Origin of the sequence: Lacimicrobium alkaliphilum, assembly GCF_001466725.1 — a bacterium.
GTDB classification, from domain to species: domain Bacteria; phylum Pseudomonadota; class Gammaproteobacteria; order Enterobacterales; family Alteromonadaceae; genus Lacimicrobium; species Lacimicrobium alkaliphilum_B.
On record NZ_CP013650.1, the window covers coordinates 2,649,998 to 2,664,071 of the forward strand.

The 14,074-nt window shown below is 50.5% G+C and carries 11 protein-coding genes and 1 tRNA gene; 4 read left to right on the forward strand and 8 right to left on the reverse strand.

The window, feature by feature from the left end; translation table 11 throughout:
* Positions 1–147 precede the first annotated feature (147 nt).
* The 4 genes from AT746_RS12000 to apbC form a co-directional block, all read right to left on the reverse strand.
* Positions 148–669: a PEP-CTERM sorting domain-containing protein gene (locus tag AT746_RS12000; RefSeq protein WP_062480622.1), complete on the reverse strand. Its 522-nt coding sequence runs from the start codon at positions 667–669 to the stop codon at positions 148–150.
* A 522-nt stretch (positions 670–1,191) separates the two neighbouring features.
* Positions 1,192–1,268: transfer RNA gene (locus AT746_RS12005), tRNA-Pro, on the reverse strand.
* 531 nt (positions 1,269–1,799) lie between these two features.
* Positions 1,800–2,393 (reverse strand): dCTP deaminase, encoded by a 594-nt coding sequence (dcd, locus tag AT746_RS12010; RefSeq protein WP_062480624.1) that lies wholly within the window; start codon positions 2,391–2,393, stop codon positions 1,800–1,802.
* A gap of 291 nt (positions 2,394–2,684) precedes the next feature.
* Entirely contained in the window at positions 2,685–3,749 is a 1,065-nt protein-coding gene (apbC, locus tag AT746_RS12015; protein WP_062480626.1) for an iron-sulfur cluster carrier protein ApbC, read from the reverse strand.
* 87 nt (positions 3,750–3,836) lie between these two features.
* Between apbC and metG the strand changes: the two genes are divergently transcribed.
* Entirely contained in the window at positions 3,837–5,885 is a 2,049-nt protein-coding gene (gene metG / locus AT746_RS12020; protein ID WP_062484180.1) for a methionine--tRNA ligase, read from the forward strand.
* 305 nt (positions 5,886–6,190) lie between these two features.
* On the opposite strand, the gene AT746_RS12025 is transcribed toward metG, so the two are convergent.
* Together AT746_RS12025 and AT746_RS12030 are read right to left on the reverse strand one after the other, a co-directional pair.
* Positions 6,191–7,285 carry a methyl-accepting chemotaxis protein gene (locus AT746_RS12025; RefSeq protein WP_082633251.1) on the reverse strand — a complete coding sequence of 365 codons (1,095 nt, stop codon included), beginning with the start codon at positions 7,283–7,285 and terminating at the stop codon, positions 6,191–6,193.
* A gap of 81 nt (positions 7,286–7,366) precedes the next feature.
* Positions 7,367–8,119 carry a class I SAM-dependent methyltransferase gene (locus AT746_RS12030; RefSeq protein WP_062480630.1) on the reverse strand — a complete coding sequence of 251 codons (753 nt, stop codon included), beginning with the start codon at positions 8,117–8,119 and terminating at the stop codon, positions 7,367–7,369.
* 161 nt (positions 8,120–8,280) lie between these two features.
* On the opposite strand from AT746_RS12030, the gene gloB reads away from it, so the two are divergent.
* The 3 genes from gloB (at position 8,281) to AT746_RS12045 (ending at position 11,964) form a co-directional block, all read left to right on the forward strand.
* Positions 8,281–9,051 carry a hydroxyacylglutathione hydrolase gene (gene gloB, locus AT746_RS12035; protein WP_062480632.1) on the forward strand — a complete coding sequence of 257 codons (771 nt, stop codon included), beginning with the start codon at positions 8,281–8,283 and terminating at the stop codon, positions 9,049–9,051.
* Positions 9,052–9,209: 158 nt separating this feature from the next.
* Positions 9,210–10,868: a LysM peptidoglycan-binding domain-containing protein gene (locus AT746_RS12040; RefSeq protein WP_062480634.1), complete on the forward strand. Its 1,659-nt coding sequence runs from the start codon at positions 9,210–9,212 to the stop codon at positions 10,866–10,868.
* A 109-nt stretch (positions 10,869–10,977) separates the two neighbouring features.
* A complete protein-coding gene (locus AT746_RS12045; RefSeq protein WP_062480636.1) occupies positions 10,978–11,964 on the forward strand; it encodes a hypothetical protein in 987 nt (328 codons plus the stop codon).
* Positions 11,965–12,059: 95 nt separating this feature from the next.
* On the opposite strand, the gene AT746_RS12050 is transcribed toward AT746_RS12045, so the two are convergent.
* Positions 12,060–13,253 carry an ABC transporter permease gene (locus AT746_RS12050; RefSeq protein ID WP_062480638.1) on the reverse strand — a complete coding sequence of 398 codons (1,194 nt, stop codon included), beginning with the start codon at positions 13,251–13,253 and terminating at the stop codon, positions 12,060–12,062.
* 1 nt (position 13,254) lies between these two features.
* Positions 13,255–14,040, reverse strand: a complete 786-nt coding sequence (locus tag AT746_RS12055; RefSeq protein ID WP_062480640.1) for an ATP-binding cassette domain-containing protein — start codon at positions 14,038–14,040, stop codon at positions 13,255–13,257.
* Between the last annotated feature and the right edge of the window lie 34 nt (positions 14,041–14,074).

The window sequence follows — 14,074 nt, forward strand, 5'->3', positions numbered from 1 at the left end:
GAAGTGGGTCAAACTAAGAGAAATTGGTCGGCGTATAAGACTTGTCGGCGGAGAACGTTCCCGACACTCCCGGCATACCATCCCTCCCTGGATATAAAAAAAGCACTGAGTGGTGAGCTCAGTGCTTTTTATCAAAATAATTATGGATCAGGCTTTTTTGCGCAAGCGCATCGCCAGCAAACCTAATGCAAGAGTGAACAGCGTGGCTGGCTCTGGTATCGGGTTGCTGACAGCAGCCTGACCACGTACCAGAAACGTCTCAGCGGCACCACCCTGGGAAGTGGCAAGGTTTGCAGCAATTCCCACAGGCGCGCCCCATACGTACCCACTAGTCACATCTGTCGGGTCACAATGGCTGTACCCTGAGCCAAAATAGGCGGACGCACATACCGCGCTATTATAGTTATTCAAATCAAAGGCCGCGACCAGCTCAGAGACATCCGCGAAGCTTGTTGTCCAGTCAAGTTCAGAAGCGAATCTGAAACCATCAATAAGGGTAACATCGCTTCCACAGCCACCAACGCCGGCACAGGGTGAAGCATAAACCCACTCTAATCCGCTATCATCTTCATAATAGGCATAGCTTCCGGCCTGAAAAATCAGACCTGCATTCGCATAGCCACCAACTACCATCAACGCGCCAAAAAGAGCCAACTTCAATGCTTTCATAATACTTCCTACTACTTACTACCAAGACTTAAGGAAACAATGCTAAGCAATTAGTGAGCCATAGTTTTTAATCTATATTTTACAACTAGTTAAGTGTTTTTCAGGGGTTGTTCCAGAAATAGCTTGTAAAGAAAACAGACAGTACCGAACATGTATAATTAGTTGATTAGCTTAGATTTTCTGCGGTCATGCTCTGTCAAATCCACAGCAACTCTTAGCCAATGACTGTTTAGTGTCTTTTTGAATTCTGAGTGACCGCTGAACGCTTATTTCGAAGGTTCGTTTAGAATCCTGCGATTGGAAATATCAGAGATAATTTGGGGAAGAAAGAGAAATTGGTCGGCGTGAGCGTTTTACTCCGGGCATCCTGCCCTCCGCCCTTCGGGCCAGCCTTCGGCTGTTCTAAAACGCTCCCGGCGTTTTAGTGAACTCCGACTGTGACCGCTGCGCGCTCATGTCGAAGGTTCATTGGAACCTGAGTGTTTTGAAAGCGTTGAGACAATCTTTGGAGAAAAGAGAAATTGGTCGGCGTGAGAGGATTTGAACCTCCGACCCCTGACACCCCATGACAGTGCGCTACCAAGCTGCGCTACACGCCGACCGAAGAGGTTGCATAGTGTACTTATTTTACCGGGCTTTGCAATGCTGAGTTGGCATTTACCGGTCTGTTTGCCCATTCCTTAATCAACTGCAGGGAATTTGCCGGTTAATTCATCATTCTGACGGGTAATCGCAAAAGGAAATGGGCTTTGGGGAGTCTGTCTGACCAGTGATTCAGGACTGCGGAGTGCTGCGCAGTCCTGTCTCATCACCGGTTGGGGTGCTTTTATAAGGTGGTTGTACTAAGGCTTTGGGCCAATGGGGGCTCACAACGCTCTGGCGTCGTTCCTCTGGCTGCCTGGGGATGTAATGCAGGGTATTTTTTATCTGACTGGATTGTTTCAATAGATTCTCCGTTAAGGATAGGATGAAGAGGATAACACTTCCCTGGTTATGACTATATGCGTTAGCGCACGAAATAACATATAAAGCTCGGGAACAGGCATTGATAAAAACGCCCGTTACCGCGCATCAACTGGTGATTTAAACTTTGACAATGAACAGGCGTTCTCAGTATTTTTTGAGCTATCTCAGTTACGCCTGTCATCGGCACTGATACGGCTGGCAATAGCGCCATCCTGGCCTTTGTATTTAGCATCAATTCTGGCGTTGTAAGGCTTTTCGGCAAAATCCGACAGTACTTCAAAACTCAGTGCGCCGATTTTCATTTTCGGGCGCAGCGCCAGCGGCAGTTTTCCGCTGTTGAAAAATTCCAGCACAATATTACCGGACCAGCCCGGGTCGATACGATGAGCAGTAACATGCACCATCAACCCCAACCGAGCCAGTGATGAACGACCATCCAGCCAGCCCACCACATTGCCGGGCAGGGTCACCGATTCCAGCGTTACCGCCAGTGCCAGTTCGCCGGGGTGCAGGAAAAAGGCTTTGCCGTCGGGCAGCTCAATTTCGTCACTCATTACCGAATTCATCGCCGCCTGCATCTCTTCCTTGGGGCCGGAAAGATCAATATAAGGTGCGGCATGGTCTTCAAAGACACGGAATTTGTTACCCAGGCGGATATCCACGGTGACGCCGCTGATCATATCTTCCTCAGGAGCGGGGCTGATCTGAATCTTGCCGTCTTTAAGCCAGGTTTTAATATCTTTGTCACATAAACGCATGGATTGGTCCGATTGCATCGCTTTAAGGGGAAGTCCGTAAAGGGTGCTCATTATTCACGCTCAGGCCTGAGTATTCAATATATACCGGCGTAAAGTTATCAGACGTCAGTTATCAGCGTGGTGAAAAGCATTGCACCGCGGAGACGCGAAGAACGCGGAGAAAACAAAGGTTCAAATCTCTGCGACCCAGCGGTAAATAGCTTTTTCGTGTGGTTCGTGGTTAAAGGCCTCTTGCCGATTAGTGCAAAATGCCAGAGGGGAGAAACCTCCTGACTCCTCTCACCTCACTCATCACTCCTCACTCCTCACCGCAACATCAATAGCCTGGGGCTGCTTTAAAGTCGAGACATAGAGCTCTTTAGCCAAGGCTCTGGCAGCGTGGCCGTAGGCCCTGGAAATCGGGCTGTCACCCTGTTCGCTGATAAGAGACTTACCCAGGTCAGTATATTCGCGGATATGAATATCCAGCGGAATTTGCCCCAGCAAACTGACCTGATGCTGTTTGCTGATGCGCTCACCGCCACCTTGTGCAAACAGATGCTCTTTGTAACCACACTGGGAGCATTGGTGATAACTCATATTTTCAATTACGCCCAGCACCGGCACATGCACCTTATTAAACATGGCAATGGCTTTTTGCGCATCGGCCAGCGCGATATTCTGCGGTGTGGTGACCACCACTGTACCGGATACCGGCACCTGCTGGGCCAGGGTCAGCTGAATATCGCCGGTACCCGGTGGCATATCGATCAATAAATAATCCAGTTCCGGCCACAGAGTTTCATTAAGCAGTTGCTGCAGAGCCTTACTGGCCATTGGCCCGCGCCAGATGGCGGCGTCATCGGCCGGTACCAGATAACCGATGGAGTTGGCCACCAGCCCATGAGCCTCGAGTGGCTGCATGTGTTTATTATCTTCAGTGCCCGGTTGCTGATCAGGATTGCCGAGCATAATCGGAATCGAAGGCCCGTAAATATCCGCATCCAGTATCCCTACCCTGGCCCCTTCCTGCTGAAGCGCCAGCGCCAGATTGATGGTGGTGGTGGATTTACCCACTCCGCCCTTGCCCGAGGCAATGGCCACCAGATTACGGATCTGACGCAGGCCACGCCGGGCATCGCCGCTGAAGGCGGTTTTCTGGGTTAAGGTCAGCTTGATATCGGGCCGGGCTTTTAACAGTGCCTCCCGCAGTGGCTCAAGCTGACTTTCACAGGCAAACGGCAGGTTAATCAATACCCCGTCTTTTTGCGCCGCTATCCAGCGTTCAGTCTGCTCAGGTTTAAGTTTGAAAAATTCCGCCAGCACCGGGTTGATATCGGGATGAGCGGGTTTTGTTTTACTGGAACTAAAAAACACCTTGGATTCCTATTAGATATAGTGCATTCAGGCCCAGATTTGGGTACCATCTGCGCCTCTTAAATGATGATAACACTTAAGGCGGATATGGCAGACTCGCAACGCAAAATTCTGGTGACCAGCGCACTTCCCTATGCCAATGGCTCTATTCATCTTGGCCATTTGCTGGAGCATATTCAAACTGATATCTGGACCCGCTTCCAGCGCCTTCGTGGTCATCAGTGCTACAGCGTTTGTGCCGATGACGCCCATGGTACTCCGGTCATGCTCAAAGCCCGGGAACTGGGGATCAGCCCTGAGCAGATGGTGGAGCAAACCCGCCAGGAGCACCATCAGGATCTGCGTGATTTTTTTGTGGATTACGACAACTACTATATCACCCACTCACCGGAAAACCGTGAACTGTCTGAGCTTATTTACAAGCGTCTGGACGATGCCGGCTATATCAGCAAACGGGTGATCAGTCAGCTGTACGACCCGCAAAAAGAGATGTTTTTGCCGGATCGCTTTATTAAAGGCACCTGCCCCAGTTGTGGTGCAGAAGACCAGAACGGCGACAGCTGTGATGTGTGCAGCGCCACCTACAGCCCCACTGAGGTGATTAACCCGCGCTCGGTGGTTTCCGGCGCCACGCCGGTACTGAAAGACTCAGAGCATTACTTTTTCGATCTGCCGCAATTTGAAGAGATGCTCAAAGGCTGGCTCAGAAGCGGCGCCATCCAGGAAGAAATGGCCAATAAGCTTCAGGAATGGTTTGCCGAAGGCCTGCAGCAGTGGGATATCAGCCGTGATGCACCCTATTTCGGCTTTGAGATCCCCGGTGCGCCGGGCAAGTTCTTCTATGTTTGGGTGGATGCACCTGTTGGCTATATGGCCAGCTTTAAAAATTATTGCGATACCCACAATCTGGACTTTGATGAGTACTGGAAGGCCGACTCCGAGGCTGAGCTGTACCATTTTATCGGTAAAGACATCACCTATTTCCATTGCCTGTTCTGGCCCGCCATGCTTGAAGGCGCAGGTTTCAGAAAGCCTACCGGGGTCAATGTACATGGTTTTGTTACCGTCAACGGTGCCAAGATGTCCAAGTCAAAGGGTACCTTTATCAAGGGCCGCACCTATCTGGATCATCTGAATCCGGAATATCTTCGCTATTACTTCGCCAGTAAGTTGTCAGACGGAGTGATGGATATCGACCTTAACTTTGATGATTTTATCTCCAAGGTCAATTCCGATCTGGTCGGCAAGGTGGTGAATATTGCCAGCCGCTGTGCCGGTTTTATCAATAAAAAGTTCGACGGCACCCTGTCGCTGAATGTGGCCGAGCCCAAACTGGTAACTGAATTTCAGCAGGCCGCAGAGGGTATCGCTCAGGCCTTTGAAAAGCGCCAGTACAACCGGGCAATTCGTGAAATTATGGCGCTGGCGGATAAAGCCAACCAGTATATTGATACTCAGGCGCCCTGGGTCACCATCAAGGATGAGAACAAGCAGCAGCATACCCATGACGTGTGTTCATTAGGGATTAATCTGTTCCGTATTCTGATGGTATACCTCAAACCTGTGTTGCCCGAGCTGGCCCAAAAATCCGAAGCCTTCTTAAATGATGAGCTTAACTGGAACAGCAGCCAGCACCTGTTAACCAATCATAAAATCAGCCCCTTTAAAGCACTGATGCAACGGGTAGACAGCGACAAGGTCAATGCCATGATTGAAGCGTCAAAAGAAAACCTGCAGGCCACCACCGACAGCCAGCCTGCCGACAGAGAACCGGCCGCTGAAAGCCCACTGACAAGTGACCCTATCGGTGAAACCATTAGTTTTGATGATTTCGCCAAAATTGATCTGCGCATCGCCCGTATCGCCAAAGCGGAGCATGTGGAAGGTGCCGATAAACTGTTAAAATTGCAACTGGACTTAGGCGGTGAAACCCGCCAGGTGTTTGCCGGTATCAAATCGGCCTATGACCCGGCCAGCCTGGAAGGCAAACTTACGGTCATGGTGGCCAACCTGGCCCCCCGTAAGATGCGCTTCGGTTTATCTGAAGGCATGGTATTGGCTGCAGGCCCCGGTGGTAAAGATTTATGGATTATGGAGCCCCACGAAGGCGCCCAACCGGGTATGCGGGTTAAGTAGGTCGGACTTTAGTCCGACAAAAAAGATGTTCAGTACAGAGCCACGGAGGGCAAAAAGATTTTATTACCTCTGCATTCTTTGCGATCTCTGCGTCTCTGCGAGATCCCGGCTTTTCTGTATTTGATCTCGCAGAGGCGCTGAGAATTGAAGAATCAGCCTCTGTGTCGCTGTGATTATTGTTGTCTTTCTCAAAGGTCACTGGATGCCCGACAACGGCATTCGGGTGAAGTAGGTCGGACTTTAGTCCGACAAAAGCGTACATCTCTGTGAGTTTTCTTGTCGGAATAAATTCCGACCTACAACCTTTAGCCGGCGCTGTTGGCCAGCCTGTCGATCAGCATCATCACTTCTTCGCTGGCCTCTTCCATCTGCCTTAGCTTGTTTAAGGTTGTTTCGCTGACACCGTTGCGGCGCTCATCCAGTGCCGCTTTGCCCGCCTCGTGTACTTTGCGATGCACTGAGTCCAGCGCTTTAAAGTCACTGTTACTGCCATATTTTTTGGCACCCTCACCCTGATACCACTGGCCGAGGTTGCAATGATGATGATCGCTTAAATCGCTGGCATTCACATGGGCATTGCCCAACAACGCATCATAGACACGGGTTTTAAACACCAGGTGGTCAAGTTGTGTGGTCGACAAAAAGGTCTGCTCTGCGGTGCTGTTGATCACTTCGCGCATGGAATGGGACATTTCCAGTACATTGCTGACTTTTTCTCTCACCTGGCCGGTATTTTCCACCAGATTTCTGGATTGTTGAGAAACATCGTTGATATTGGCTTCGATAGTGCGGGTACCCTGTTCGATTTTCTCAACCAGGTTATTAATTTCCTTGGTGGACTCAGAGGCACGCATGGCCAGATTACGCACTTCCTCGGCGACTACTGCAAAACCGCGGCCACTCTCACCGGCACGGGCCGCTTCAATAGCTGCATTCAGGGCCAGCAGATTGGTTTGTTCGGCAATCGAATTGATCACCACCACAAAATTGCTGATGTTGCCTGCCAGGGTAGACAATTCAGTGGCGTGATTAACGCCGCGCTCAGCAATATCATCAATCTGGTTAAGACCAGAAACCGTGTCATCCAGTATTTCGGCAGAGTCGGCGAAAAGCTGTTCATGGCCCGCCAGACGCTCTTTTTCATGGGCCAAAGTATCGGCGGTGGTATGCAGGGCATCGCGGACACCCTGAACGTGGCTTTGCCCGGTAAGCCAGATATCGCTGATCTGTTTACTGCCGTTCAGGTTCTGTTGGTGTTCTGTGGTGGACTGGCGTACTTCGGCCAGTTGCTGTTCCAGTTCGGCGATACGCTGTTGCAGGTGCTGATTATCCTGCCCCAGCGACTTTATCTTTTGTAGATCCTGCTCGCTTGTTTTGTTGCCAAAGAGTCCAAACATCATCCGGTACCAGCGTTAACTTATTGATAGAGATTGCTATTTATCGGCGATTTTTATCTTTTCGGCAATGTTTTTATGCCAGTGTTACGAGTGGCGGGATGACACCCTGCTGGTTGGCAGGCCGGCACCGGCAGGATTAAAGCCAGCTTTGGGCTTCCATTTCATTTTCAGTGGCGACAGGGGTATTTCACGTTTTTTTGCCACCAGAATATATACCGAGCCCAGGCACTCGCAATATTTCGACGCCCAGCGTTGCCATTTGCTCTGAGGGTTGAGCTCGCGTTCAAACAACAATTCACTGTGTGCCAGCCCATGTTCCTGAATAATTTCAAAACCCAACAAATGCAGCCAGTCTTTAATACGCATGGCTGAGAAGCAGCGGGCATCGTGTAACAGGCTGTCTCTGCGCAGCGGCAGGTATTTGGCCAGGCCAGCCAGGCTGAAGGGATTGTAGCCGATCAACACCAGATGGCCGTCGGGCATCATTACCCGATTGGCTTCACGCAGGATCTGGTGTGGATCCTGCGCAAAATCCAGTTCAAAACTTAATATCATTGCATCGATGCTGCGCTTGAGCAGTGGTAACGCTCTTGAGTTAGCCATCACCAGACTATCCTGGGCCTGCTTCAGCGTGATCCCCACCTGATGCTTAATCGGACAGTTTGAAAACTCAAGGGTAGCACTCAATGCACCGAGTTTAACCAGATGGTAACCAAACCAGTGGCGGCTGGGCTCAGCTAAAAGCTGTTCAATCTGTTGGCGAATATGCGGCCCACAGGGAAGTGCCTGCCAGTTGGCGGGGTAGCGTGGCTGACGGGAGATGAGCGCCGGTTTCATAGGGTGAGTAACACCCGGAACTTAGTCATTGTTATCACTGGTGCTGTTGTCATCGTTGCTGCTTTGTATACTATCAGAGGCTCCAGCTTGCCGGTAATCCGTTAAAAGTACCAGTAGCTGGCAGCAAAATCTGCCTGTAGTGCATTGTTTGGGGGAAAGCCATGATTGAAGTATTGCCTGTTTCAGCCTTTAAAGATAATTATATCTGGTGTCTGATTGAAGAAAATCGTTGCACTGTGGTGGATCCGGGTGATGCGGCGCCGGTGATGGATTTTCTGAACCAGCGCAGTCTGACACTTACAGATATTCTGATCACCCATCACCACTGGGACCATACCGACGGACTGGATGGCCTGCTAAAACACCACCGGGATATCAATGTGTTCGGCCCGGTATCTGACAACATCCCGCAGATTACTCATTCTCTGCGTGAAGGCGATAGTTGCAGCCCGCAGGGTCTGGCAGAGAGCTTTGAGGTGCTCGAAGTGCCCGGTCACACCCTGGATCATATTGCATTTTATAATCAGCACGTTGGGCTGTTTTGCGGCGATACACTGTTCAGCGCAGGCTGCGGCCGTTTGTTCGAAGGTACGGCGCAGCAGATGTATGATTCATTGCAAAAACTCGCGCAACTGCCGGATGATACCGCCGTGTATTGTGCCCATGAATACACTCTGGCCAACCTTGAGTTTGCTGCAGCGGTTGAGCCTGACAACAGCGCACGGCAACAACACCAGCAATGGGCGCAGCAGCAACGACAGCAGCATCGCCCGACCCTGCCTGGCAATCTGGGCCTGGAAAAGCGCATCAATCCTTTTTTGCGATCACAGGTTGACGGGATTGCCAGAAACGTGTCACAACATAGCGATAAAACACTAAGCAATGCACAGCAGGTTTTTGCTGAAATAAGACGCTGGAAAGACAACTTCTAGCCGATACAATACTCATGAGGTTTGTCAGCGACAACAGGCATAAAGTGATAAACTGCTTAGCAAATCACCTTGTGTGGGATGCCCTGTTTGCCTCAATTGCAGTACAAGGTTTACCAACATATAACGATAAAACAAAAAGTTAAAGTAGCCGGGCGCATATGAAAAAACTGTTTTTATTCCTTCCTGTTCTGGGCCTGTCGGCCTGTATGGCAACGCAGGAAATGAGCACCACAGAACAACAACTGGACAATGAGCTGGAAGTGGCCGCCAGTGTCATTAAAGGCTGTGATGCAAAAGAGCATGATGCCGACACCTGTGCCAATGCCCAGGACGGTACGATTCCGATTACCCATCCGGTAGAAGACATTGCCACCCCCATAGAGCCTAAGCCGGAGATCAGCGAGCAGCCGGAAGAGGTGCAGGAAGTTACCAATCTGTGGATGCGCATTCGCCAGCAGTTTAATTTTGAGGTACCCGATGACAGACGCATCACCGCGCAGCAGAACTGGTATCTCAAACACCCCGAATATATGGACAGGGTCAGTAAACGGGCCGCTCCCTTTTTATATCTGATTGTGGAAGAGATCGAAAAACAGCAGATGCCTATGGAGCTGGTCTTATTGCCCATAGTGGAAAGTGCGTTTGACCCCTTTGCTTATTCACATGGCCGTGCTGCGGGCATGTGGCAGTTTATTCCGGAAACCGGCAAACGCTTTGGCCTGCGCCAGAACTGGTGGTATGACGGTCGCCGCGATGTGATGGCTTCAACCCGGGCGGCAATGGCCTACCTGCAATATCTGCACAGATTTTTTGATGGTGACTGGTTGCATGCGCTGGCCGCCTATAACAGTGGTGAGGGACGAGTACGCTCTGCCATTCGCAAGAACAAGAGGCTGAATAAACCCACCGACTTCTGGTCACTGGAGCTGCCTCGCGAAACCCGTGCCTATGTACCTAAACTGCTGGCACTGGCCAATATTCTGAAAAATGCCGAGCAGTTCAATGCCAAGTGGCTGCCAATTGAGAACCAGCCGGTTACCACACTGGTTAATGTCGGCTCACAGATCGATTTAGCGCTGGCTGCAGAGCTGGCCGGACTCAGCCTGAAAGAACTGCACGCCCTGAATCCCGGTTATAACCGCTGGGCTACCGATCCCAAAGGTGATCACGAATTGCTGTTGCCAATAGAAAAAGCAGAAGAATTTGTGCTTGCACTGAAAGAAATTGATGATTCCAAGCGCCTGAATTGGGTAAGACATAAAGTAAAATCCGGTGACAGCCTGTTAAAGCTGGCCAAGCAGTACCATACCGAAGTGGACGTAATACGTCAGGTCAATGAGCTTAGTGGCAATATGATCCGCGCGGGCGATCATCTGTTAGTGCCGGTGGCACTGAAATCCCTGGAAAGTTACAGTCTGTCTGAGGGACAACGCCTGGCACAAACTCAGTCGCAACAGCGCGCCTCTCATAAACTCAGTCATACGGTGATCTCAGGTGACAACCTGTGGGACATCAGCCGCAAATATAAGGTTAATCTGCGCAGTCTGGCCAAGTGGAATGGCATGGCGCCCACCGACCCGCTGATGCCGGGTCAGAACCTGGTAATCTGGGTGAATAAAGTCTCACCCGAGCAATCAGATTCCGCCGTGATGCGCTCATTGACCTATACCGTCCGTAACGGCGACTCCCTGGCCCGTATTGCCGGTAAATTCAATGTGCGCATCAATGATATTGAGCGCTGGAATCAGCTAAAGCGCAGTAAATACCTGCAACCCGGCCAGAAACTGAAAATCTATGTGGATGTGACAAGAATATAATAGTGTAGGTCGGTCTTCAGACCGACTGTCTGTGCTGGATTATTTTCAGTTGAGATAGGATGCGCAAAATGGATACAACAATGTCGGGCTAAAGCCCGACCTACAATACATGCTTAACTTCAGCCTTAAACATTTAAAAGACAGTCATCAGGGCCCCTGGATCGTGCTGGACTTTTTTATGCTGGGGTTGCTGGTTCTTAACCTCACATTGCTCCTGTTCGATTCATTGTATGCCACGGATCTGATTCGCCAGAATCTTAACCAGCTGTCACCGGCATTACTGGAATGGTACAAGCCCGTTCACGCCAATTTTATCCTTATCGACCTGGTGTTTGTGGCCATCTTTCTGAGCGAGTTTTTTCTGCGCTGGGCAATAGCCGTTAAGAACAAAGATTATCTGCGTTGGTACTTCTACCCTTTTATTCACTGGTACGATTTGGTCGGCTGCATTCCCGTTGGCGGCGCCCGCTTTTTGCGTTTCCTGCGCGTTTTCTCAATTATTTACCGGCTGCAGAAATATAAAATCATCGATATCAGGCAAAGCGCCCCCTATCGTTTTGTGGCCTTTTACTATGATGTGTTTGTGGAGGAGCTCAGCGACCGTATCGTGGCCAAAGTGCTCACCGATGCCCAGGAAGATCTCAGACGGGGCTCGCCGCTGCTGGAAGAAATCACCACCCAGGTACTGGCGGCACGTAAACCCGTTGTCTGCAACTGGCTGGCTTCGCTGGCGGTGCATTCCGGACACAGTATTGAAGATATGCAGGCAGGCAGTACCTTGCGCGAACATGTTAAACAAAGTGTTGGCCGGGCGGTAAGAAACAACCCACAGGTCTCGACCCTGAAAATGGTGCCGGTGGTAGGCAGTGGTATCGAGAAAATGCTCGAAAATGCCGTTACCAACATTGTCATCCAGTCTGTGATCAATCTGCTGCTGGATGTGACCCCGGAAAAAATCGATCACCTGATCAGCCACGGCATCGCCAGCACCAGTGAGGAAGATATGCTGGATCAGGAAATGCTCAATGTCGTGGATGAGTGCATTGAGTTACTCAAAAGCCATGTTTCCCACCAGAGATGGAAAACCAGGCTTTAGTTTAATGATGAGTGATGAATTATGAATGCTGAATGACAGACCTGGTCTGGGTGCATACCACTTCACAAACTCATCACTCATCATTCGTCCCCTCCTCACCGGAACAGCACTTTCTCGCGGTTAAACCAGAAAATACTGAAAGCGATAAAGGCCCCGGCGATGACCACTGTTGAGGCAAAAATGGCAATCAGGGCATAGTAGTCCATGGTGCCCTTAATCAGCTCTTTAATCGCCAGCGCCACATTGGTAATCGGCACCCAGGCCCAGCCACCATCAAGGTCCACACCGGGCAAGGTAGCCAGAATAATCGGCATAATCACCACAAACACCACCGCCCCCATATAACTTTGTGCTTCTTTAAAGCTGCGCGCATAGACCGACAGGCTCAGCAACAAAGAGGCAAAAATCGCCGCGATGGGGATCAACATCAGGAACATCAGTACAAAATCAATCGCACCAATAGACGCCATAAAGTCGCTGACAAAAGTAATGGCCATGCCCTGCCCCAGCACCAGCCCCCAGATAGCCATACTGGCAACGGTGATCAGCGCTGAGGTCACACCGGCCAGAGCAATGGTAAAGAACTTGCCCAGCACCAGATGGTGGCGCTCAATGGGTGAAATCAGTAAAGTCTCCAGCGTGCCACGCTCTTTTTCACCAGCACCCATATCAGTGGCCGGATACATGGCCCCCTGCAGGCACAGAATAAACAACAGGTAAGGCACCAGGCCACCGACTTTCTCGCCCCAGTTTTCCCTTTTATCGGCCACATCCTGTTTGTCGACCACTACAGGTTCAAGCAAGGCACTTTGTTGATCTTCACTCAGTGTAAGCTCTGAGAAGGCCTGCTTGCGTTTACGTTCTGTTTCCTGATCGATAATCTTATTCAGCCGCTGCTGAATCATATTCAGTCCGGCATCATTAAGGGTTAACTGAATCCTGGCCTGGCCACCTTCAAGCAACGGCTGGGAATAGTTGTCAGGAATATTCAGCGCAAAATCCAGGGTCTCTGCACGGATTGCCCCGGCCAGTTCATCTTCTGCGATGGAATCGACCAGAGTAAATTCATCACTCTGGCGCAAGGCGTCGGCAATTTGCGGCGCATACTGACCACCAACAATACTGTATTTCAGGACTTTGGTCTGGGCCTCATCCATGGCTTTACTGGTAAAAAATCCCACCACGCCGATAATCAGCGGGAACAGTAAAATAGGCATGGCAATCATAAAAAACAGGGTCTTACGATCCCGCAGCAACTCCATCAACTCTTTTCGAAATACCAGCCACATATCACTGCGCTCCCTGTTCTGTCAGTGTTGCCATAAAGGATTCGTGCATTGATCCGCTCGAAAGCGCTTTGAATTGCTCCAGGCTGCCATTAAAGCGGGTATGGCCTTTATCAATCACTGTCACCCTGTCACACAGCTCATCCACTTCATCCAGGTGATGAGTAGAGAAAATGACCGGTATGCCCTGTTGCTTAAGACCACGAATAAAATTCAGTACTGTCTGAGTGGCCATAATATCCAGACCTGTGGTGGGCTCATCCAGGATCACCGCTTGCGGTTGATGGATCACGGCTCTGGCGATGGAGACTTTCTGTTTCATGCCGGTGGAGTAACCTTCACATCTGCGGTCGAGGAAACTGTGCATGTCCAGCAAATTGGCCAGGTCATCGATACGCTGGCGAATGGTCTCTTCGCTGACCCCATGCAGACGACCGAAATAGCTAATATTTTCACGCCCGCTGAGACGACCATATAATCCGGTTGAGCCGGATAAGAAACCCAGTTTACGGCGAGCCTGAATGGGGTTTGCCAGTACGTCCACACCTTTGATCATCAGCGTACCCGCACTTGGCTTTATTGCCGTGGAGAGCATTCTTAAGGTAGTGGTTTTACCGGCACCATTGGGGCCCAACAAGCCCAGTACCTGACCGGCATCACAACTGAAACTCACATCTTCCACTGAGTGAAAGAAACGGCCCTTGAGTCTGGGATCCTGCTTTTCCTGCTCGCTGAGCTTTTTCGGATTCGCCACGGCAAATTTCTTCGCCAGTCCGTGTATTTCTATCATTATTATTGTTTCCCTTGGTTTCTCACGCTCAAAC